This window comes from Novosphingobium sp. (assembly GCF_965214355.1).
Lineage (GTDB): Bacteria > Pseudomonadota > Alphaproteobacteria > Sphingomonadales > Sphingomonadaceae > Novosphingobium.
In genome coordinates this window covers 1,845,787-1,868,440 of sequence record NZ_CBDCBI010000002.1, presented here as the reverse complement: position 1 = coordinate 1,868,440, position 22,654 = coordinate 1,845,787, and the positions used below count along the sequence as shown (strand labels likewise).

General features: G+C 63.6%; 19 protein-coding genes. 10 read left to right on the top strand and 9 right to left on the bottom strand.

Going from position 1 to position 22,654, the window contains the following annotated elements:
* Positions 1 to 60 precede the first annotated feature (60 nt).
* Positions 61 to 1,863 (bottom strand): translation elongation factor 4, encoded by a 1,803-nt coding sequence (gene lepA, locus ACOOE2_RS09090; RefSeq protein WP_420382695.1) that lies wholly within the window; start codon positions 1,861 to 1,863, stop codon positions 61 to 63.
* A gap of 324 nt (positions 1,864 to 2,187) precedes the next feature.
* Positions 2,188 to 4,980: an EAL domain-containing protein gene (locus ACOOE2_RS09085; RefSeq protein ID WP_420382694.1), complete on the bottom strand. Its 2,793-nt coding sequence runs from the start codon at positions 4,978 to 4,980 to the stop codon at positions 2,188 to 2,190.
* A 246-nt stretch (positions 4,981 to 5,226) separates the two neighbouring features.
* On the opposite strand from ACOOE2_RS09085, the gene ACOOE2_RS09080 reads away from it, so the two are divergent.
* Positions 5,227 to 6,057 carry an alpha/beta fold hydrolase gene (locus tag ACOOE2_RS09080; RefSeq protein ID WP_420382693.1) on the top strand — a complete coding sequence of 277 codons (831 nt, stop codon included), beginning with the start codon at positions 5,227 to 5,229 and terminating at the stop codon, positions 6,055 to 6,057.
* 48 nt (positions 6,058 to 6,105) lie between these two features.
* Positions 6,106 to 7,419 carry an FAD-dependent oxidoreductase gene (locus ACOOE2_RS09075; protein ID WP_420382692.1) on the top strand — a complete coding sequence of 438 codons (1,314 nt, stop codon included), beginning with the start codon at positions 6,106 to 6,108 and terminating at the stop codon, positions 7,417 to 7,419.
* 39 nt (positions 7,420 to 7,458) lie between these two features.
* Here the strand turns inward: ACOOE2_RS09075 and dnaN are convergent, their stop codons facing one another.
* From dnaN to ACOOE2_RS09050, 5 genes are all read right to left on the bottom strand, one after another.
* The gene (dnaN, locus tag ACOOE2_RS09070; protein ID WP_420382691.1) at positions 7,459 to 8,577 is read right to left on the bottom strand and encodes a DNA polymerase III subunit beta; all 1,119 of its coding nucleotides are present in this window, start codon (positions 8,575 to 8,577) and stop codon (positions 7,459 to 7,461) included.
* A gap of 151 nt (positions 8,578 to 8,728) precedes the next feature.
* Entirely contained in the window at positions 8,729 to 9,235 is a 507-nt protein-coding gene (locus tag ACOOE2_RS09065) for a hypothetical protein (RefSeq protein ID WP_420382690.1), read from the bottom strand.
* A 137-nt stretch (positions 9,236 to 9,372) separates the two neighbouring features.
* A complete protein-coding gene (fabG, locus tag ACOOE2_RS09060; protein WP_420382689.1) occupies positions 9,373 to 10,137 on the bottom strand; it encodes a 3-oxoacyl-ACP reductase FabG in 765 nt (254 codons plus the stop codon).
* 2 nt (positions 10,138 to 10,139) lie between these two features.
* Positions 10,140 to 11,075, bottom strand: a complete 936-nt coding sequence (fabD, locus tag ACOOE2_RS09055; RefSeq protein ID WP_420382688.1) for an ACP S-malonyltransferase — start codon at positions 11,073 to 11,075, stop codon at positions 10,140 to 10,142.
* Positions 11,076 to 11,107: 32 nt separating this feature from the next.
* Entirely contained in the window at positions 11,108 to 11,935 is an 828-nt protein-coding gene (locus ACOOE2_RS09050) for an LD-carboxypeptidase (RefSeq protein WP_420382687.1), read from the bottom strand.
* Between the two features lie 169 nt (positions 11,936 to 12,104).
* On the opposite strand from ACOOE2_RS09050, the gene ACOOE2_RS09045 reads away from it, so the two are divergent.
* The 3 genes from ACOOE2_RS09045 (at position 12,105) to ACOOE2_RS09035 (ending at position 15,344) form a co-directional block, all read left to right on the top strand.
* Entirely contained in the window at positions 12,105 to 12,560 is a 456-nt protein-coding gene (locus ACOOE2_RS09045; protein ID WP_420382686.1) for a PA2169 family four-helix-bundle protein, read from the top strand.
* 343 nt (positions 12,561 to 12,903) lie between these two features.
* Positions 12,904 to 14,256: an IS1380 family transposase gene (locus ACOOE2_RS09040; protein WP_420382685.1), complete on the top strand. Its 1,353-nt coding sequence runs from the start codon at positions 12,904 to 12,906 to the stop codon at positions 14,254 to 14,256.
* Between the two features lie 320 nt (positions 14,257 to 14,576).
* Complete coding sequence (locus ACOOE2_RS09035; RefSeq protein ID WP_420382684.1) at positions 14,577 to 15,344, top strand: SDR family oxidoreductase; 768 nt, start codon at positions 14,577 to 14,579, stop codon at positions 15,342 to 15,344.
* A gap of 120 nt (positions 15,345 to 15,464) precedes the next feature.
* On the opposite strand, the gene ACOOE2_RS09030 is transcribed toward ACOOE2_RS09035, so the two are convergent.
* Positions 15,465 to 15,647 carry an acylphosphatase gene (locus ACOOE2_RS09030; RefSeq protein ID WP_420382683.1) on the bottom strand — a complete coding sequence of 61 codons (183 nt, stop codon included), beginning with the start codon at positions 15,645 to 15,647 and terminating at the stop codon, positions 15,465 to 15,467.
* Here ACOOE2_RS09030 and ACOOE2_RS09025 point away from each other — a divergent pair.
* Positions 15,640 to 16,056, top strand: a complete 417-nt coding sequence (locus tag ACOOE2_RS09025) for a nuclear transport factor 2 family protein (RefSeq protein ID WP_420382682.1) — start codon at positions 15,640 to 15,642, stop codon at positions 16,054 to 16,056. The genes ACOOE2_RS09030 and ACOOE2_RS09025 overlap by 8 nt on opposite strands.
* On the opposite strand, the gene ACOOE2_RS09020 is transcribed toward ACOOE2_RS09025, so the two are convergent.
* Complete coding sequence (locus tag ACOOE2_RS09020) at positions 16,040 to 16,987, bottom strand: magnesium transporter CorA family protein (RefSeq protein ID WP_420382681.1); 948 nt, start codon at positions 16,985 to 16,987, stop codon at positions 16,040 to 16,042. The genes ACOOE2_RS09025 and ACOOE2_RS09020 overlap by 17 nt on opposite strands.
* A gap of 260 nt (positions 16,988 to 17,247) precedes the next feature.
* Between ACOOE2_RS09020 and paoA the strand changes: the two genes are divergently transcribed.
* The 4 genes from paoA (at position 17,248) to ACOOE2_RS09000 (ending at position 22,599) form a co-directional block, all read left to right on the top strand.
* Positions 17,248 to 17,895, top strand: a complete 648-nt coding sequence (paoA, locus tag ACOOE2_RS09015; protein WP_420382680.1) for an aldehyde dehydrogenase iron-sulfur subunit PaoA — start codon at positions 17,248 to 17,250, stop codon at positions 17,893 to 17,895.
* Positions 17,892 to 18,839: an FAD binding domain-containing protein gene (locus ACOOE2_RS09010; RefSeq protein WP_420382679.1), complete on the top strand. Its 948-nt coding sequence runs from the start codon at positions 17,892 to 17,894 to the stop codon at positions 18,837 to 18,839. The genes paoA and ACOOE2_RS09010 overlap by 4 nt, the downstream gene beginning before the upstream one ends.
* Positions 18,840 to 18,843: 4 nt before the next feature.
* Entirely contained in the window at positions 18,844 to 21,054 is a 2,211-nt protein-coding gene (gene paoC, locus ACOOE2_RS09005; protein WP_420382678.1) for an aldehyde oxidoreductase molybdenum-binding subunit PaoC, read from the top strand.
* Between the two features lie 114 nt (positions 21,055 to 21,168).
* Positions 21,169 to 22,599: a glutamate ligase domain-containing protein gene (locus ACOOE2_RS09000; protein WP_420382677.1), complete on the top strand. Its 1,431-nt coding sequence runs from the start codon at positions 21,169 to 21,171 to the stop codon at positions 22,597 to 22,599.
* Positions 22,600 to 22,654 lie beyond the last annotated feature (55 nt).

The window sequence follows — 22,654 nt, the reverse complement described above, 5'->3', positions numbered from 1 at the left end:
CGGCAACGGGCAGTTGCGTTCACAGCCCACAGCATACGGGTGCAGGGTTGGGGAAGCTGCCTATTCCTCGCCCATGCGCAGTGCGGCGATGAACGCTTCCTGCGGAATCTGCACGCTGCCGTATTCGCGCATGCGCTTCTTGCCTTCTTTCTGCTTGTCCAGCAGCTTCTTCTTGCGGCTGATGTCGCCGCCATAGCACTTGGCAGTCACGTCCTTGCGCAGCGCGGCGATCGTCTCGCGCGCGATCACCTTGGCACCGATCGCGGCCTGGATCGGCACCTTGAACATGTGGCGCGGAATCAGGTCTTTCAGCCGTTCGACGAGGCCACGGCCCCGCGCATCGGCCTGGCTGCGGTGCACGATCATGCTCAGCGCGTCGACCGGCTCGTTGTTGACCAGGATATTCATCTTGACCAGGTCGCCTTCGCGCAGCCCGATCTGCTCGTAATCGAAACTGGCATAGCCGCGGCTGATCGATTTCAGCCGGTCATAGAAATCGAACACCACTTCGTTCAGCGGCAATTCGTAATTCACTTGCGCCCGGCCGCCGACATACGTCAGCCCGGTCTGGATGCCGCGCCGGTCCTGGCACAGTTTCAGGATCGACCCGAGGTATTCGTCGGGCGTATAGATCGTCGCCTTGATCCACGGTTCTTCCATCGTGTCGATGCGCACCGGGTCGGGCATGTCGGACGGATTGTGCAGCTCCTGCGTCGATCCATCGGTCATCGACAGGCGATAGACGACACTCGGTGCCGTGGTGATCAGGTCGAGATCGTATTCGCGGCTCAGCCGTTCCTGAATGATCTCGAGATGCAGCAGGCCCAGGAAACCGCAGCGAAAGCCGAAGCCCAATGCGGCGCTGGTTTCCATTTCAAAGCTGAAACTGGCGTCATTCAGCCGCAATTTGCCGATCGAATCGCGCAGTTTCTCGAAATCGGCGGCATCGGTCGGAAACAGCCCGCAGAACACGACCGGCTGGACTTCCTTGAACCCCGGCAGCGCCTTGGTCGCGCCACCCTTGACCGTGGTGATCGTGTCGCCGACACGCGCCTGCGCCACTTCCTTGATCTGCGCGGTGATAAAGCCGATTTCGCCCGGCCCCAGCTCGTTGAGCTGCTCGATCTTGGGCCGCATGCAGCCGACGCGGTCGACCAGATGCTCGGTATCGCCCGCCATGAAGCGGATATGCTGCCCCTTGCGGATCACGCCATCGATGATCCGCACCAGGATGACAACGCCGAGGTACGGATCGTACCAGCTGTCGACCAGCATCGCCTGCAACGGCGCCGTGCGATCCCCGCCCGGCGGCGGGATGCGCGTGACGATCGCTTCGAGCACTTCGGCGATACCGATGCCCGATTTGGCGCTGGCGAGCACCGCATTGCTGGCATCGATGCCGATCACATCCTCGATCTGTGCGCGTACCTGTTCGGGCTCGGCCGCGGGCAAATCGATCTTGTTGATCACCGGCACGATCTCGTGATCATGCTCGATCGACTGATAGACATTGGCCAGCGTCTGCGCCTCGACGCCTTGCGCTGCGTCCACCACCAGCAACGCGCCTTCGCATGCGGCGAGGCTGCGGCTGACTTCATAGGCGAAATCGACGTGGCCGGGCGTGTCCATCAAATTCAGCTGGTAGGTCTTGCCGTCGTGCGCGGTGTAATCCAGCCGCACCGTCTGCGCCTTGATCGTGATCCCGCGTTCGCGTTCGATATCCATGTTGTCGAGCACTTGCGCAGACATCTCGCGCTCGGTCAGCCCGCCGGTATACTGGATCAGGCGGTCGGCCAGAGTCGATTTGCCATGGTCGATATGGGCAATGATGGAAAAATTGCGGATCAGCGCGAGTTCGGTCATCCGCGCGCGTTAGCAGCGCGGCACGGGTGTGTCATCATGCTTGCGTGCGCATCATTGCCCCACCCCCCCGTCGTGCCACGGGATCCACACGAGTCGCGTGAGCGACCAAAAAATAACCTCGCTCATGCTGAGCCTGTCGAAGCACACGCGCTGACCCCCGCCGAGCGGGGACCAAAACTGCGCAAATTCATGCGGCGCGCGCGTCATTAGCTTCGCTGGCCTTCGGCCGACAGGCTCAGCATGAGCGGATGGTGTTTGAAAACTGATGGTTAAAAGACTTGTGTGAATGCCGTAGCCTCGTCATGGCCGGCGCCGGATTGGGCCTTACCCCGCCCGCCGGTTCGGCATGTCCACCGTCGCGCCATACGCCGCCGATGGTGCCACGCGGCGGTTCGTGCGCGCGGTGATGATCGCGATCCGCCCGGTTTCGTCGAGTTCGAGCGGATGCGAAAATTCGATGCCCAGGCGGTCTTCCTCGGCCCAGCGCGCGCTTGCGGTCACCACATGGCCGTCGGACAAATGGATGCGGAACACCGTGCCGGCCGGCACATTGCGCAGCCCCTCGACCAGAGCGCCGGTCGCGCTGATATTGCGCACGTTGGCTTCGTAATTGTGGCCGCCATGTTCGAGCACGACGCGGCGCAGGATCGACTGGCGCAGTGCCCGCGCCGCACGCGGCCCCCGCGCAATCGCGACCAGCCCACTGCCCAGCCGTTCGTGCGCGGCCTGCGCCGACAGCGGCCGCTCGTAGATAAAGCCCTGGACATGGCTGCACCCGAGCAGGCGTACCAGATCGAGCTCGTCGAGCGTCTCGACGCCTTCGGCCGTGGTTTCCATGTTCAGCGCTTCGGCCAAGCTGACGATCGCGGCGATGATTGCGCCATTGCGGCTACCCGGCTCGGTCGCGCCGCGCACAAACGACTGGTCGATCTTGATCTTGTCGAACGGCGCCTTTTTCAGATAGCCGAGCGACGAATACCCCGTGCCGAAATCATCGAGCGCCAGCCGCACGCCGATGCGTTTGAGCGCGCGGAACATCGCGTCGTTGCTTTCATCCTCGTTGATGAACACGCTTTCGGTGATTTCCAGCTCGAGCCGGCTGGCATCGATCTGCGCGGCGGCAAGCGCGCTGGTGACGATTCCCGGCAGCGCCGGGTTGGCAAATTGCAGCGGCGACACGTTGACCGCAACCCGCACGTTTTCGGGCCATTTTGCCGTGTCGAGACACGCCTGGCGCAGCGCCCATTCGCCGATCTGCGTGATCAGGCCGGCATCTTCGGCAATCGGAATGAATTTGGCCGGCGAAATAAACCCGTGCTCGGGATGCTTCCAGCGCAGCAGCGCCTCGAACCCGGTGATCTTTTCGGTCGTGGTCTGCACCACCGGCTGATAATACAGCTCCAGCTGCCCCAGCGCGAGCGCATCGCGCAAGTCGCTTTCCAGCTGGCGCCGCTCCTCGGCATCGCTGTGCAGGTCGGCGGCGTAGAAATGATAGCGCCCGCGCCCGCCGTCCTTGGCCGCATACAGCGCCAGGTCGGCATTGCGCACCAGCGCCTCGCTCGTCACGCCATCATCGGGCGCAATCGCGATGCCGACCGATGCGCCGATCATCACCCGCCCGCCATCGAGGCCATAGGGCTGCGACAGGCTTTCGATCACATGCGCGGCAATCTGCGCCAGCATCGCGCGTTCGATGCGGCCTGGAAAGATGATCTGAAATTCATCGCCGCCCAGACGCCCGACGCGGCCTGCCGCGCCGACGCCGCGCTCCAGCCGTTGCGCCACCTGTTTCAGCAACTGGTCGCCGGCGGGGTGCCCCAGCGTATCGTTGACCTGCTTGAACCGGTCGAGATCGATCAGGAATACCGCGACCGCGCGCTGCTGCTCCTGCGGCGCGACCAGGATTTTTTCCAGCGACTGCGACATGAAGAACCGGTTCGACAGCCCGGTCAGCGAATCGAAATGGGCAAGGCGCGACACGTGTTCCTGCGTGCGGCGCCGCTCGGTCAGATCGGCGCCCGACCCGCGAAAACCCTGAAAATTATCGAATGTGTCGTAAATCGGCCGCCCGGTGATGGCCCACCAGCGTTCCTCATCGCGGATCGCGGCGCGCACCACCAGGTCGCTGAAACTCGACCGCGCGGACAGATGAAACGTCAGCGTGCGTTCCGTGCGATTGCCCGGCGCGCCCGCCACCTGGCCCGCGATCTGTTCGTCGAGCTGAAACAGATCGGACAGCGGCCGCCCGACCAGATCATCCGGCGTACGGCCCAGCAGTTCCGCCACCGGCGCCGACACATACAGGATCGTGGCGCGCCGGTCGGTTTCCCAGAACCAGCCCTGCCCAGTTTCCTCGAAATCGGCGAGTATTTCCTGCGCGCGGGCTTGCGCCCGCGCCGCGTCCTGCGATCTGGCTTGTTCGGTCTGTTCGATATCGTGCTGGCGGGCAAAGGCCATGCCTCCGATTGCGATGGCGACGATAGTGACGATGATGCCGGTCAGGGGCGACACGACGCAGGTCACCGCCGACCACATCGCCACCTGCCCGCACAACAGCCCGGCCAGCCGGCCGGACTGGACGATCATCGCCAGCAGCGATACGCTGATCAGTGCCGCCATCGCCTGCAACCAGGGCGCGTGCCCCCATTGGTTACCGCCCGTTTGCGCCCAGTGCGCAATGCCCCAGCCATACGCAAACATCGGGATCGCGATCATCGCGGCAACCAGGCCCAGCCGTTGCGTCATCGCTTGCAGCGTATGATCCAGCCGCTTGATCGATCGCGCCGTCAGCGTCAGCAGCGCGCCCAGCATCGCCACCAGTGGCGAGATCATGTCGGTCGCGCCACCGGATCCCCGGTAGACCATATGATCGGCAACAGCCGGGATGCCCACGCCCAGCACCATCGGCAATGCCATCTGCCACCATTCGGGCGCGACCAGGCTGCGATGCAGCGAGGACCCGGATTGGAAACCAAACCCGGCCTTGCCTGCGCCCAGGCTTTCTCCGCGCTCGCGGCGGGTACGGGCAAATGCTTTGGTGCGCGCGACATCGCCCGGATCACGGCCCCCCGTGTCTCCGGCCCTGCGTTGCGTCGTGTTGCGATCCGGCTCATCCATGCAGCAAGCGATGGCCCGGCCGGCTTTGAGAAAGGGTTAACCCGCGCCGGATCTGCATGGAAAAAGCCGGCGGGAATCGACGTTTTCCACCGGTTTTACCGTTCACGCCCCAATGCGCCGCGTCACCGCAGGCATTCGTCCCGAAACGGCACGTCACGCCGCGGTGGCCACGGTGCCCACGGCGCGCTAGACCGGCGCGGAGCGGGCAAGGACGCCCGCAACCGCAAAAGGGCCGTCCCCCGCGCCATGACCAGCCAGACAAAAAGCCGCCCAAACGCCTGCACTGCGGCATTTACCGATGTCGGCGTGGCCGGCCGGCGCCTGCGAATCGGGCAATGGCATGCAGATGCCGGCGGCACAGCACCGGGCATGCCGCCACTGGTCATCCTGGGCGGCATCGGCATGAATATCGAGATGCTGGAGCCGCTGGCGCACCGGATGCCCCGCCGCCACCTGATCAGCGTCGATATGCCCGGCATCGGCAAATCGCCCGATCCGATCTTTCCCTATACCATCGCGCAGATCGCACTGACACTGGCCTCGCTGTTCGACCGGATGCATATCGATCAGGTCGATGTGCTGGGCATCAGCTGGGGCGGCGCGGTTGCGCAACAGTTTGCCTTTCAGCACCGCGCGCGCATCCGGCGACTGATCCTGGCATCGACATCGTCGGGCAATGTGATGATGCCCGCCGGGGCGGCGATGATGAACCATCTGTTAGATCCGAAGGAATACACGGTCGAGGCAGCCCTGCGGCGCAATCTGGCGATGGTCTATAACGGCGGCGGCGCGGGTCAGGTGTCGCTCAATGCCGCAACCGCCCCCTCACCGCTGGGCTACACCTATCAGGTCGCGGCCTTTGCAGGATGGACCAGCGCGGGGTTCCTGCCGCTGCTGTCGCTGCCGGTGCTGGTCATGGCCGACAACGAAGACCAGTTCATCCCGGTGTCCAACGCGCATTTCCTGCACAACGCGATTCCCGGCAGCCGGATCGAGCTGTCCGACGGTGGCGGTCATCTGTTCATGCTGACTCAGCCCGAACGGTTTGCGCAAGCGGTCGGCGACTTTCTCGATTAGCCTGGCCAGTGCATCAGCTTTTCCTCAAAAACCGGAACGGATCAGGTCATGCCGGATATCGCAATCGTCGGATCAGGCCCGGCCGGATATTACGCGGCAGAGGCGGCGCAGAAACGGTGGGGCGACGCGGCGCGGATCGACATCATCGACCGCTTGCCGGTGCCCTATGGCCTGATCCGCAGCGGTGTCGCGCCCGACCATCAGTCGATCAAGGCGGTATCGCGGCGCTATGAAACGACCGCGCTGTCGGGCGACATCCGGTTTTGCGGCAATATCGAAATCGGCCGCGACATCACGATCGCCGATCTGACCGCGTGCTATGACGCGGTCGTGCTGGCCACCGGCGCCCCGAGCGACCGGCCGCTGGCGCTGCCCGGTGACACATCCGGCAACGTGTTCGGCAGCGCGGCCTTTGTCGGCTGGTACAACGGTCATCCCGATTTTGCCTTGCTCGATCCCGATTTGTCCAGCGGTACCGCCGTCGTGATCGGCATGGGCAATGTCGCGCTCGACGTCGCGCGCATCCTGGCCAAGACGCGCGACGAATTTGCCGGGTCCGACATCGTCGGCCACGCGTTCGACCGGCTGAGCACCAGCGCGCTCGACCGCATCGTCATCCTGGGCCGGCGCGGGCCACACCAGATCATGATGACGCCCAAGGAGCTGGGCGAGCTCGGCCATCTGGCCCGCGCCATCCCGCGTGTCGATCCCGATGACCTGCCACCGCTGGCCGACGACGCTGCGCTGGAACCGGGCATCCGCAAATCGGTGACGCAGCTGCGCGCCTTTGCGCAAAACCACGACCGCGAAGAACCGGGCCGCGTGCCGATCGATTTCGTATTTTACGCCGCGCCGCATGCGATCGTCGCGGGCGAGGACGGCACGATTGCGGCGATCGACGTCGAACAGACGCGGATGGTCGATGGCGCGCCGGTCGGCACCGGGATCGTCCGGCGCATTCCGGCCGCGCTGCTGGTCAGCTGCATCGGCTATCGCACCGCGCCGATCCCCGATGTCCCGTTCGACGATCGCGCCGGTCGCTTTGCCAATGTCGACGGGTTTATCCAGCCAGGTCTCTATTGCGTCGGGTGGGCCAGGCGGGGCCCCTCGGGCACGATCGGGACCAACCGGCCCGACGGCTATGCCGTGATCGAGCGCATCGCGACGGATCTGGAGTCCGGCGATTGGCCTGCGCGATCAGGCCGCGCCGGGTTCGACGCGCTGGTGCAGGCGCGCGGGCTCGACACCGTCAGCTTCGACGACTGGAAACGCATCGAAACCGCCGAAACCGGCCGCGCCCGCACGGACTCACCGCGTGAAAAGTTCGTGGTGGTCGGCGATATGATCGCCGCGCGGAGCTGACAAGAAATGCCCCCTCCCCGAAGGGGAGCGGCATGGCTGTTACACCCGCATCGGCATCAGGACATACAGCGCCGGCGACTTGTCATCCTTGCGGATCAACGTCGGCGCACTGGCGTCGGCCAGATGCAATTCAACGATATCGCCATCGATCTGGCTGAGAATGTCTTTGAGATAATTGGCGTTGAACCCGATCTCGAAACCAGCCGCATGATAATCTGCTGACACTTCTTCGGCCGCCGTACCATTGTCCGGGCTCGTCACCGAAAGCGTGACGCGATCGGCATCGAGCGCCATCTTCACCGCGCGGGTTTTTTCGGTGGCAATCGTCGCCACGCGATCAACGCCTTCGAAAAAGGCGCGCGGGTCGATCCGCAATAGCTTGTCATTGCCCGTCGGGATCACGCGGCTGTAATCGGGGAACGTCCCGTCGATCAGCTTGCTGGTCAGCACGACGCCATATTCCCCGCCGAGCGTAAACCGCACTTTGCTCGCCGACAATTCGATCAGCACATTGGTGTCGAGCACATCGTCGAGCAGTTTGCGCAATTCGCCCACGCATTTGCGCGGCACGATCACATCGGGCATGCCTTCGCAACCCTCGGGCCGCGCCAGGGTATATCGCGCCAGGCGGTGGCCATCGGTGGCGGCGGCCTTCAGCACGTCATCGCTGACGTGAAAAAAGATGCCGTTGAGATAATACCGCGTTTCCTCGGTCGAAATCGCAAACCGCGTGCGGTCGATCAGTTCGGCCAGCACTTTGGCCGGCAGTTCGAAACTGGTCGGAAGATCGCCCTCGACGATGATCGGAAAATCGTCGCGCGGCAGCGTGGGCAGCTGAAACCGGCTGCGCCCGGCCTTGACCACCATCTTGTTGTCGGCGGTTTCAAAGCTGACTTGCGATCCGTCGGGCAATTTGCGCGCGATGTCGAACAACAGGTGCGCCGAAACCGTGATCGCGCCTGCCTGTTCGACCGAAGCTGCGGGCATCGCCTCGATGATCTGCAGATCGAGATCGGTCGCGGTCAGCTTGACCGCGCCGCTCGCCGCAGCATCGATCAGCACATTCGACAGGATCGGAATGGTGTTGCGCCGCTCTACGACCGACTGGACATGGGACAGACAGCGCAGCAGAGTCGCGCGTTCGATAGTCGCCTTCATTATCGTCTCGATCCCTCGGTCCAGGCGCAGATTCGCGCACGAAATGGCGCAAATTCGGACCACCTTCCATAACCGCGCCGCACTTGCGCGCAAGCGTCATGGACCGGCCCGGGATCGAAGCTGTGCATAATTCCGGGGATTTGCCGCCAAATCAGTCCACGTCGCGAAGGCCGTCGAACATATTGCTGGTGGCCAGTATCCACGCATTGATCAGTCCCCAGCCCTCGGGTGTGATTTTCGCCGGATCATGGCCGGCATCGCGCATACCGTCCGATACCATCCGCAAATCGCCCTCGGTAACTTTTGGCGCCGGGTTGTTCGTATTGCCCGGCCCGATATCGAGCGCCTTGTCGATCACCGCCGAGGGCAGGCCCACCTTTGTCAGCCGCGTATCGATCACATCGCGCCCCATCCGCCCGATCACGTACAGGTAATAGGCATCGCGCTGCTTGGGCCCCATGAACTGGTCCTGCGCACACACATCGCTCAGCGCGCGCACTTCATCCAGCGCCGGCTTGCCGCGGTCGTCATCACGGCTGATCAACACATCCGCCACCCGCGCATCGAGCCCCGCCGGCGCCGCCTGCAACGCGCAGGCCAACCCCTCCGGCGGCCGCGCGTGGGCAGAGGTCGCAAACAACGCAAGCCCGACAGACAACAGAAAGCCCCTCCTCTTCAGGGGAGGGGTTGGGGTGGGGCCGCGCCCCACTCGCCAACACCTTTGCAAACGTGGAATATAACCGAGAGCCCCCACCCCCGGCCCCTCCCCTGAAGGGGAGGGGAGCAATAAATGCCTCAAGACATCATCGCCATGCCGCCATTCACGTGCAGCGTCTGCCCGGTGATATACCCCGCCTCACGGCTGGCCAGATAGGCAACCGCGCCACCGATATCCTCACCCTCGCCCATGCGCCCCATCGGGATCCGCCCGTTCAACGCCTCTTTCTGCGCATCGGGCAATCCGTCGGTCATCGCCGTGCGAATAAACCCCGGCGCCACGCAATTGACCGTAATCCCCCGGCTGGCCAATTCCTGCCCCAGCGATTTCGACATCCCGACCAGACCCGCCTTGGCCGCGGCATAGTTCGCCTGCCCCGGATTGCCCGTCGCGCCCACCACGCTGGTAATCGTGATGATCCGCCCATGCCGCGCCTTCATCATCGGCCGCGCCGCCGCGCGCATCAGCCGGAACGCCGCCTCGAGATTGACCCGGATCACCTGGTCCCAGTCGTCATCCTTCATCCGCATGATCAGGCCGTCGCGGGTGATCCCGGCGTTGTTCACCAGGATGTCCACTTTGCCCAGCGTATCGACCGCCGCCGGCACCAGGCGCTCGACCGACTCCGCTTGGCTTAGATCGCACGTGATCTCGACATGGTCATGACCATATGTCTCGTTCAGTTCCTCGCGAAAGGCGCGCAACTTCGCCGAATTGGTACCCGACAACGCAATCCGCGCGCCCTGCCGCGCCAGCGCGTGACAGATCGCCGAGCCAATTCCGCCGGCAGCGCCGGTAACGAGTGCGGTCTGGCCGGTCAGGTCGAAAAGACGGTTTTCCATACTTACAGCTCCCTCGCAAAGGCTTCGATGTCGGCCATCGACGCTACGCTCGTAATCGACACATCCGCCAGCGTGCGCGAAATCATCGGCCCCACGACTTTACCGCCCAGTTCGACGAACTGATCCACACCCGCTGTACCCAGCGCCAGCGCGCTTTCGCGCCACCGCACCCGCCCGGTCACCTGTTCGACCAGCAACCGCGAAATCTCCGCCGGATCGGTCACCGGCGCGGCCGTGACATTGGCCATCAGCGTTACCGACAGGGATCGCGGCGGCGTCCTGCCCAGCGCCTCGGCCATCGCGTCGGCAGCAGGCGCCATCAGCGGGCAGTGAAACGGCGCCGATACCGGCAACAACACGCCGCGCTTGATCCCGAAATCCTTGACCATGGCGATCGCCCGCTCGATCGCCGCCTTGTGCCCCGACAGCACGACTTGCGTCGGATCGTTGTCATTGGCGACTGTACACACTTCGCCTTGCGCCGCCGCTTCGGCCAGCGCAGTCGCCTTGGCAATGTCGGCACCCAGCAGTGCCGCCATCGCGCCCACGCCCACCGGCACCGCCGCCTGCATCGATTGCCCGCGCAATTTCAGCAACCGCCCGGTATCGGCCAGCGTAAACGCGCCCGCGGCACACAACGCGGTATATTCGCCCAGGCTGTGCCCGGCGACAAAATCGCATGCATCGCCGATCGCGATCCCGCCCTCTTTTTCCAGCACGCGCAACACCGCGATCGCATGCGCCATGATCGCGGGCTGCGCATTCTCGGTCAGCAGCAACTGGTCTTCGGGTCCCTCGGACATGATCGCAAACAGGTTCTGCCCAAGCGCTTCGTCCACCTCCTGAAACACCTCGCGCGCGGCCAAGCTTGCGCCGGCCAGTTCCACACCCATGCCAACCTTCTGACTGCCCTGACCCGGAAAAACGAATGCGCGCATGTGTCTTGTGTCCTGTAATTACGCCGCGCGGATTACGAGCCGCGCCCGCGCTCGGCAAGGCCAAACGGCACTATCGCGTTATCAATGTCGTGCCCGATGTCCGCATGCCCCAGCCATTCCAGCCCGCGCCGCGCGCACCAGTCCTGCACCATGGCCATGGCACTCATCCCGAATTCGCGATCGTTGAGCGGCACATCGCTGATCCGCCCGAGGCGGATACCCACCGCGCCAGCCTCCGCCAGCGCCGCGGTGACATGAAACAGCAACCGGTCGATCGCATACAGATGCTCGGCCACCTCTTCGATCAACACGACATGCCCCGCCAGATCAGGCATCAGCGGCGTTCCCACCAGCATCGCCAAAGTCATCAGGTTGAATGCCGCCACCGGCCGCGAATCAAGTCCCGCCTCCACCCCGGAGCCATTGCCCGACAGCCACCCCAACACGCGACGCACCGCCGCCTCGCCCCCGTCACGGCGAATATCGGACGGCATCGGCGCATGCACCGGCCGCCCGATGCCGGCACGATACAACCCGCCCAGCATCGTCCCGGCATCCGAATACCCCAGATACAGCTTGCCCCGCGCGGCTTCGCCCAATCGCGCAATCCCCGCCTCGGCCATCCGCACCGCGCCATACCCTCCGCGCGCAAACCACACCGCGTCGCAGGCGGGATCATTGGCGCATTCGGCAAACGCATCGCGCCGCATGTCATCGGCCCCGGCAAAATGCCCCTGCGATGCAAAACACTGCGGATGAAAATCAAGCGTCACGCCCGGATAGTCGCCCGCCAGCGCGACGACGCGCGCCGCGTCGTCCGGATTGAATGGCGTCGATGGAGCACACAGACGAATACGCATGGTTCATTCCCGTAACCGCTAATTAACCAGAATTATTAGATTTTCTCTAACTATAATAACGATTTACGCACGGAACATCGTGCGTTGCCGGCGGTATAGTGGTGATTGATGAACGCATTTCGATCTTGATTTTCGCAAGCCAGCGATCTTTACTGCAAAGGAATCAACGATGTCCCTGAACACAGAAATCTCCAAGCTCGACGACCTGATTGTCACGACCATCGACAGTGTCAAAGGCTATGAACATTCTGCGCAAAAAGCCGCAGGGGGCATATTTGCAGAACTTCTGACCGCCCTGGCCGACGAACGGCGCTCGATCGTTACATTGCTTCAGGATCAGAGCCGGGCTCTGGGCGGCGAGCCTAACGATTTCGGGTCCGCAGCGGCGACGATCCACCGCCGCTTCGAAGACCTGCGCGTCGCAATCGGCGGCGGCGACGCAGCGATCGTCAAGGAAATCGGGCGCGGCGAAAACTACCTGAAGGAAGAGTTCGAACGCGCGCTCAAGGACGACAATATTTCGGCGACGACCCGCGCCACGATCGACCGCTGCTATCAGATCATCGTCGCCGGCCGTACCCAGATCGAGCAGCTCGACGCCGAACTGACAGACAACCGTGCCTGAAAGCGGCAGACTATAGAACCCGAACACCCTATAAAGCCCCCCCCTGAAGGCTACGAGATTCACACAAGTCGCGTGAGCGCTCAAAATAGCAATCTCGCTCATCCTGAACCCGTGGGCCGAAGGCCAGCGAAGCTAATGACGCGCGCGACGCATGAATTTGCGCAGTTTTGTTCCTGCTCGGCGGGTGTCAGCGCGTGTGCTTCGACAGGCTCAGCATGAGCGGAGTTGTTGAAAAACGGATGGTTAAAACCCGGATTTCCCGGATGAGTGCGGATTTCCTTGTACAGGAGGGCCGAATCTGGCATAAATATCAGCGTATTGTCGTCAACGAGGGCGCGCGTCGATGGAACACCCAGCGGGTGAATCGGATGATGGGTCTCTGCGGGTCGATTTCGACCGGAGACTGACGCTGGAATTCCACGGCAGCCGGATCACCTCCGACGCCGGCTTGCTGGCCTACCGGGAACTGGACGACGCGCTCGGCCTCTCCGATCTGGCCGGCGCGGCGTTGTCGGAGTGCCGGCGCGGCAAGAACACTCGGCACATGCTGACTGGCCTGCTGCGCCAATCGGTGTTCGGCCGCCTCGCCGGCTATGAGGATGTGAACGATGCCGAACGTCTTGCCCATGATCCGGCGATGCGTGCCGTGGTCGATCGCACCGGGCTAGATCGGCAAGCTGCATCGACCAGCCAGATGGGCCGCTTCGAAACAGAGTGGCTGACCAGCGAGGCCAACCTCGCCGCCCTGGCCGATCTGTCCGGGGCCTGGATCGACCGGGTGCATGCGCGCCGTCCGCAGACGACGATCGTGCTCGACATGGACAGCAGCGTCAGCGAGACCCACGGCATGCAGGAAGGCAGCGCCTATAACGGCCATTACGCTTGCACCTGCTACCACCCGCTGTTCGTGTTCAACCAATTCGGCGATCTGGAGCGCTGCGAACTCCGTCCCGGCAACGTGCACAGCGCCGATGGCTGGCGTAATGTGCTGGAGCCGGTGACGGCGCGCTACCGGCAGACGATGAAGCGCCGCTACTTCCGCGGCGATGCCGGCTATGCAAATCCAGGTATCTATGAATTTCTGGAATCCGAGGGCTACAAATATACGATCCGGCTTCCGGCCAACGCGGTCCTGCAGGAGCGGATCGGGTGGCTGCTGAAGCGCCCGGTGGGACGACCGCCGCATGCCGTGCGACGCTACTACGCCAGCTTCAGCTACCAGGCGGCGTCATGGACCAGGTCCCGCCGAGTGGTGGCGAAGGTCGAGTGGCACCCCGGTGAGTTATATCCGCGCGTCGGCTTCATTGTGACCAACATGACCCGGCCGCCCGAGCGGGTGACGCTGTTCTACAATCAGCGCGGCACGGCCGAGCAGCACATCAAAGAAGGCAAGAACGCGATCGTGTGGACCCGCCTGTCCTGCCACCGCTTCGCCGCGAACGCGGTGCGGCTGCAACTGCATGCCCTGGCCTACAACCTCGCCAACTTCCTGCGCACCCTGACCTTACCCGAGGCAGTCAGCCATTGGTCGATGACCACCTTGCGGGACCGACTGGTCAAGATTGGCGCCAAGATCGTCAGGCACGGGCGGTCGATCACGTTTCAGATGGCCGAGGTCATGGTCTCGCGCGGGTTGTTCCAGCATATCCTCGACGCCATTGCGGCGCTGCGTCCGCTGCCGCCGGCGCGATGCTGAGCGCCGCAGTCACTGCCTGCGTTGACTGTCGGCAGGGGAACTGCGTTCATTTGTCGCTCGACCCAGCAGAATCTCCAGCCGGACGGCAATCACTGACCGGTGGTGCTGGCCGCGGGCGCCGTCCCGGCACTTTCGCCGTTGCAAAGGCCGTCGGACGGCGAGTAGGCTGCGTCTCAGACGGCCCGGTGGGCGGGCCATCTGGGGAATGTCGGTTCAGGTGCATCTGCGTACGCCCTATGCGGGAGGGGTTTGACGTGAAGCCGGGTGAGACGTGAAGTGTCCCCATTTAAAAAAGCTTCTCTACAGTTTTGGGATACCCAATGCTTAGGCTTGACTCCAAAGTTGCACTGGTCACCGGGGCGGCGCACGGGATAGGCGCTGCGATTGCGCAGGCGTTCCGCGATGAGGGCGCTACCGTCTATGCTTCGGATTTAGCGGAAACAGCGTGTGTGCTGGACGTGCGCGTGGAAGCCGACTGGCAGCGCGTCACCGCGGACATCCTGCGCAAACATCAGCGGCTGGATATCGTGGTGAACAATGCCGGCATTACGGGCTTCGAGAGCGGCGCCGCCGCGCACGACCCGGAACACGCAACGTTGGCAAGCTGGCGCGCGGTGCATGAAACCAACACACATGGCACTTTCCTGGGCTGCAAACACGCCATCCGCGCAATGCGCCAGGCTGGCCATGGCGGCAGCATTATCAACATCTCCAGCCGGTCCGGTCTCGTCGGCATTCCCGGCGCGGCAGCCTATGCCGCCAGCAAGGCCGCAATCCGCAACCACACCAAATCCGTTGCACTCTATTGCGCGGGGCAAAGACTTGGGATTCGCTGCAATGCCATCTTTCCCGCCGCCATCCTGACCGATATGTGGCAGCCGCTGCTGGCCGGGCTGGAGGGTGAAGTGCTGGAGCAGCGTATGCAGGCTTTCGTAGCCGACACGCCTTTGCAGCGTTTCGGTCAGCCATCGGAGGTAGCGGCCATTGCCATGCTGCTGGCCTCCGACGAAGCGACTTACGTGACGGGGGCCGAATTTGTAATTGATGGCGGGCTGCTGGCGGGGAGTGCAGCCGCCCCGGGTAGGTAAGAATCTTCTTTTTCTGAAGCAAAAGAAGCAAAAAGACTTTATCCGTTGAGGCGGGCTAGACAGACACGGGCCGCTTCAATGGAAAAAAGTCTTTTGCTTTTTCAAAAAAGAAAAGTCTTCCTACGCCAAAGCATTCGGCAGCCGAACAAAAGCTGCTGCCTCCGGCACCGCGGCGTCATAGCGCGTCACAGCGCTCACCCAGGCTTGCGCCGGGCCCCGCCAGCACGCGCTCACCGCCGCCTCAACCGCGTGCTCCGGCCCGGCCAGAACCGTTTCCACTGTGCCATCCGACAGGTTGCGCATTTATACCGCCGTGGCGGCGGGTGATGTGCCTGCCGTGCTGAATGTTCTGGCCGATCACCTGGATTGGACCGAAGCAGCCGGCTTCCCTTACTATAGCGGGACCTGGCATTGCCCGATGGATGTCGTGGAAAAACTGCTCGTGCCGATTGGGCGCGACTGGGACGATTTTGCAGCCAGCCCGCACGAATTCATCGATCTGGGCGACCGGGTTCTGACGCTCGGCACCTATTCGGGCGTTTGCAAGGCCACAGGCAAAGCGATGGCGGCCCCGTTTGCCCACATCTGGCGCGTTGCAGGCGACCGCATCACCGTAAAAAACTTGTGTGAATGCCGTAGCCGCTGCCCTGCAATCAGCACCGCGAACCAGCCAAACCTGCGTATGCGGGTCGCGCTTAGAACCAGCCTTTGAACTTGAACCAGATCAACGGCAAAATTCCACTCAGGGCGATGACGGTCAGGCCGTAAGGATAGCCATAGGTCCAGTTGTATTCCGGCATATTCTTGAAATTCATGCCATAAATGCCCGCAATCAGCGTCGGCGCGATGCCGACAATCGAAACGATCGTCAGCACCTTGAAAATATCGTTCTGCGCAATGCCGATCAACCCGACCAGCGCATCGAGCACGAATTGCACCTTGTTGGTCAGCTGATCGTTGTAATCGGCCAGCGATTTCAGATCCTGCCGAACGCTGGTCAACCGCGCCTTGATCTCGATTGCGGTGTCATGGCATCCGAATTGCTCGGCAAACGCCAGAATACGCTCCAGCCCCAGCGCGCCGTCGCGCAAGGCCGACAACCTGTGGCCCAGCCGGCCAACCTGCCGCAACTGCGCCTTTGACTTCAGATTGGCGCGCACCCCATGATCGGATTTGGCATCGTCCTGGCGAAATGTCGCCTGCGACAGCTTGCCAAGCTCGGCCGCCAGATGCTCGAGCGCATCTGCCATGTGATCGACAATGTCCTCGCACAGCCGCGTAAAAATCTCGATTCCGCCGATGGCCTCATCCGCGGGCAATTGCGCCCTGACCGTGTCGAACACCACCAGCTCTGTAAACCGGATCGTGACCAGCCTGTCGCCTGTCAACATGAAGCCGAGCGGCGCCATTGCCGCACTACCAGCCGATGCCTGCACCGCAGTCGGCGTACTCATGATCAATGCCCCACCCTGCCGCTGAAGCCTGCTCGACCGCTCGATCTCGCCCAGGGCGCCAGCGCGCGGCAACGACAGACCGGTCGATTTCTCCACTTGCCCCAGTTCGTCTTCGGTGGGGTTCAACAGGTCGAACCACACCGCCGCATCGGGGTTATGTTCGCTGGATCGGGGATAAGCGGTTAGCATACGGCGGGTCTCGCATTTGCATCGGGGCCGACCCGTCATGATGGAGACCGGGGCGCAGCGCAACTGTATTGCCCGGGTGCCGGCCCCACAGGCGCGACCTTGAGCGATTATCGGGAAGTGCGGACCTCGCCGCCCTTCCGCAGGAGTTCAATGAAATACGATCGACGCAACCTTTAACCGCCGGTCGCGTTAGTTCACAGACAGATTGGCCGCGGTTGGCAGGCGCCACGCGCCTGGCCGGGTGGGATGAAAGACAGATCATGATGGAAAAAGGCGAGTTTGATATGTCGCGACGCAGTGTCCTGGCCGGTGGTGCAGCAACCACCGCCTGGGCCGCGGCGCCTGCTGCAGCGTCGGCCCAGGCCGCCAACCGCAGCACGGTTTCGCCAAAGCTGCCCGTGCGGTTGACGGTAAACGGCCAGAAGCACGATCTTTCGCTCGACCCCCGGACGACATTGCTCGACACCTTGCGCGAGCATCTGCACCTGACCGGCACCAAAAAAGGCTGCGACCACGGCCAGTGCGGCGCGTGCACGGTGATCGCCGGCGGCGTGCGGATCAATTCCTGCCTCAGCCTCGCCGTGCAGCATGACGGCCACGACATCACCACGATTGAAGGCCTGGGCACGCCCGACAAGCTGCACCCCATGCAGGCCGCGTTTATCAAGCATGACGGATACCAGTGCGGCTATTGTACGCCCGGGCAGATCTGCTCGGCAGTCTCCGTGCTCGACGAGATCAGGCGCGGCGTGCCGAGCCATGTGCAGGCAGACGTCGCCGCAACGCCGCAGGCCACCAATATCGAGATGCGCGAACGCATGAGCGGCAATATCTGCCGCTGCGGCGCCTATTCCAACATCGCCGAGGCCATGGCGGAAGTGGCCGGGAACACGGGGACCGGGGCATGAAAGCTTTCACCTATGAACGCGCCAAGGACCCTGCGGCCGCAGCGCGCGCCGCATCGCGTCCCGGTGCCAAATTCCTGGCAGGCGGCACCAACCTGCTCGACCTCATGAAGATCGAGGTCGAGACACCGACCCATCTGATCGATGTGCAGGACCTTGGCCTGGACACGATCGAACCCACAGCAGACGGCGGGCTGCGGATCGGCGCGTTGGTCACCAACACCAATCTGGCCGCCGATCAACGCGTGCGGCGCGATTATGCCGTCCTGACCCGCGCGATCGTGGCCGGTGCTTCGGGCCAGTTGCGCAACAAGGCGACGACGGCGGGCAACCTGCTTCAGCGCACGCGTTGCGCCTACTTCTACGACACCAACATGCCGTGCAACAAGCGCAACCCCGGATCGGGCTGCGCCGCAATCGGCGGCGTCTCGCGCCAGCTCGGCGTGATCGGCGTCTCGGACAAATGCATCGCAACCTTCCCGGGCGACATGGCGGTGGCCATGCGTGTGCTCGACGCAGTGGTCGAAACCATCGATGCACAAGGCCAGCATCGCGGCATTCCGATCGCCGAATTTCACCGGTTGTGGGGCAATCATCCCGAACAGGATACCACGCTGGGCCAGGGCGAACTGATCACCGCGGTGACTTTGCCGCGACCACTGGGCGGCAGGCACTTTTACGAAAAAGTGCGCGATCGTGCCTCGTATGCCTATGCGCTGGTGTCGGTCGCAGCCGTGATCGCGCCCGACGGCACGGGGCGGGTCGCCTTTGGCGGAGTCGCGCCAAAACCGTGGCGCGTGGAAGAAGCCGATGCGTTGTTGCCGCGCGGTGCCGCCGCTGTCACCGCCCGCGCGTTTCGGGGCGCGACGCCGACCCCCGACAACGCCTTCAAGCTGCCGCTCGCCACCCGCGCGCTGGCGGCAATACTCGCCGACGCAAAGGCCTGATCCCATGAAATTCGACACCGCTGCAGGCACCAATCCGATCGACCGCATGAAAGTGGTCGGCCGCCCGCATGACCGCATCGACGGACGGCTCAAGACCACCGGCACAGCGCCGTATGCGTATGAACATCGCGATCCCGCCAACCCGGCCTACGGATATATCGTCGGCGCTGCGGTCGCCACAGGCCGTATCACCGCGATTGATCTTGCCGCAGCCAAGGCATCGCCGGGCGTGCTCGCAATCGTCACGGCCCAGGACGCCGGCACGCTCGGCAAAGGCAAGTTCAACACGGTCAAGCTGCTCGCCGGCCCCGATGTCGACCATTACCATCAGGCAGTCGCGATCGTGGTGGCAGAGACATTCGAGCAAGCTCGCGCAGCAGCGATGCTGGTGCGCGTTGATTATGCCCGCACTCCAGGCGCGTACGATCTGGCCGAAGCTCTGAAAACAGCACCCCTGAAAGGCAGCAGCCACGACAGCAAGGCGCCGCTCGTGGACCGGGTGGGCAATTTCGAAGATGCTTTTGCCGCTGCACCGGTCAAACTCGACCAACATTATACGACGCCCGACCAGAGCCACATGATGATGGAGCCGTTTGCGTCGATCGCCGCGTGGAACGGTGACGAACTGCAGCTGTGGACGTCGAACCAGATGATCGACTGGGGCCGCACCGACCTTGCGAAAACCCTGGGTATGCCGAAAGACAAGATCCGCTTCATGTCACCGTATGTCGGCGGCGGGTTCGGGGGAAAACTGTTCCTGCGCACCGATGCGCTGATGGCCGCGCTCGGCGCCAAAGCTGCGGGCCGGCCGGTAAAACTGGCCATGGCCCGGCCGATGATGCCCAACAACAGCACACATCGCCCGGCCACAGCGCAGCACATCCAGATCGGTGCGTTGGCAGATGGCACGATTACGGCAATTGCGCACGACAGCGGCTCTGGCGACCAGCCGAACGGCCAACCGGAAACCGCCACCAGCCAGACAAAGCTGCTCTATGCCGGGGCAAACCGCAAGATCTCGATGCATCTGGCCGTGCTCAACCTTCCCGAAGGCAATGCGATGCGCGCGCCCGGCGAAGCTCCGGGCCTGATGGCGCTGGAAATCGCCATGGACGAAATGGCCGAAAAACTGCGGATGGACCCGATCGCATTCCGGATAAAGAACGACACTCAGGTCGATCCCGAGCATCCGGAACGGCGTTTCTCGCAACGCGAGCTCGTGCGATGCCTGAACGAGGGTGCTGAGCGCTTTGGCTGGAGCCGCCGCAACCCGAAACCCGGTCAGGTCCGCGACGGTCGCTGGCTGGTCGGAATGGGCGTCGCCGCGGCGTTCCGCAACCACATGAATATGGCTTCGGGCGCCCGCGTCCGCCTCGACAAATCGGGCAAGGTCACTGTCGAAACCGACATGACCGACATCGGCACCGGCAGCTACACGATCATCGCACAGACAGCGGGCGAAATGATGGGCGTGCCGGCCGAACTGGTCGAGGTGAAGCTGGGCGATTCAGCTTTCCCGGTCTCCGCAGGTTCGGGCGGGCAATTCGGCGCTGCCAACGCGACCGCCGGCGTTTATGCCGCTTGCGTGAAACTGCGCGAACAGATCGCGCAGCGCCTCGGGTTCGATTCCGCCGGTGCGGTGTTTGCAGACGGCAAGGTGTCCAGCGGAGGCCGTTCTGCCGACTTGCGCAAGGCAGCGGCCGATGGCGAACTGGTGGCCGAAGACACGATCGAATTCAGCGGCATCGACAAGCAGTGGCAACTGTCCACGTTCGGCGCGCATTTCGTCGAAGTCGGCGTCGATGCCTACACCGGCGCAACGCGCGTGCGGCGGATGCTGGCAATCTGTGCCTCCGGCCGGATCATCAACCCGATAACCGCGCGCAGCCAGGTGATCGGCGCGATGACGATGGGTGTGGGCGGCGCATTGATGGAGGAACTGGCCGTGGACAAACGCTTCGGCCTGTTCATCAACCACGACCTGGCCCAGTACGAAGTGCCGGTCCATGCCGACATTCCGCATCAGGATGTCGTATTCCTCGACGAAACCGACCCACTCGCCAATCCGATGAAAGCCAAGGGCGTTGGCGAACTGGGCCTGTGCGGCGTCGGCGCGGCCGTCGCAAACGCCGTTTACAATGCGACGGGTGTGCGGGTTCGCGACTACCCCATCACCCTCGATAAACATTTCGAGCAGCTGCCTGCGCTAGCCTAGGCCTGATCGAACGAGGCCACGTCTTGCAGCAAGGCCGTGGCTTCGCCGTAGCAACGGTTGTCTGGTTGCAGGCGTGCTGGACTGGCCGCAGGTTTGTTGTAGATAACCCGCGCTATGACCACCACCGCCGAAACGATCGCCGCCCGGCCCGCTGCCCAGTCGTGGTTTTTCTGCGGCATCGGCGGGTCGGGCATGTTGCCGCTGGCCTTGATTCTGCATGGTCTTGGCGCTCGGGTCTCCGGGTCGGACCGCAGTTTCGATCAAGGACGCACGCCAGAGAAATTCGCGTGGCTGAAGCGCCTGGGCTTTGCGCTGCTTCCCCAGGATGGCAGCGGGATCGTGTCGCCGGAACAGGTGCTGGTCGCCTCGGCCGCGATCGAGGATACCGTGCCCGAAATCGTTGCCGCGCGTGCGCTGGGTTGCCCGCGTCTGTCGCGCGCCGAATTGCTGGCCGCCTTGTTCAATCGCGCAGCACAGCCGATCGCGGTTGCCGGGACGAGCGGGAAATCGACCGTCACCGGGATGATCGGATGGATCATGACGGCGGTAGGGCGCGATCCGACGATCATGAATGGCGCCGTGATGAAGAATTTTGTCGCGGACGATGCGCCATTTGCTGCGGCGCGGGTCGGCTCGGGCGGGGATTTCGTCGCCGAAGTCGATGAGAGCGATGGATCGATTGCGCTGTATCGGCCGCGCATCGGGGTGCTGGGCAATGTCAGTCTAGATCACAAGAGTCTGGAGGAACTGCGCGCGCTGTTCGGCGATTTTTGCGCGCGATGCGATGCCGTGGCGATCAATGCCGACGATGCGGAGAGCATGGCGCTGGCACCGCGTGCGGCGCGCGTGTTGCCGTTCGGGCTGGGCGCCGGCGCGGTAATCGTGGCTGAGTCAGCGTCGATCCGCGAGGGGGCCACCGGGATTTGCGCCGATATTGTCGACCGGCGGACGGGGGCGCGTCATGCGCTGGCGCTGGCGGTGCCCGGGCGGCACAACCTGATGAATGCGCTGGCGGCGCTGGCGGCGGCGGAGTTGGCCGGCGTCGCGCTGCGCGATGCGGTGGCGGCGCTGGGGCGGTTTTCGGGGCTGGCGCGGCGGTTCGATATTGTCGGGACTTCGCCCGGCGGAATTACCGTGATCGATGATTTCGGGCACAATCCGGAAAAAGTTGCCGCCACGCTCGATACCTTGCGCGCGCATCCAGGACGCGTGATCGCGCTGTTTCAGCCGCACGGGTTTGGCCCTTTGCGGCAGATGGGCGCGGAACTGGCGACGGTGCTGGCTACGCGACTGGGGGCGCAGGATGCGGTAATCCTGACCGATCCTGTGTATTTCGGCGGCACGGTCGATCGGTCGGTCGGGTCGGCGCAGATTGTTGCGCTGGTCAATGCGGCCGGTGGACACGGGGTGCATATCGCTGCGCGCGATGAGGCGGCCAGCGCGATCGTGGCGATGGCGCGGCCGGGGGATCGTGTGGTGATCATGGGCGCGCGGGACGATACGCTTTCGGGATTTGCGCGCGATCTGCTCGCCCGCCTGCCCTGAAAAGCCATCCCCCGGGGGGTGGGGCTTTGGCAAGTGCGACGGCCCACCGATCCGC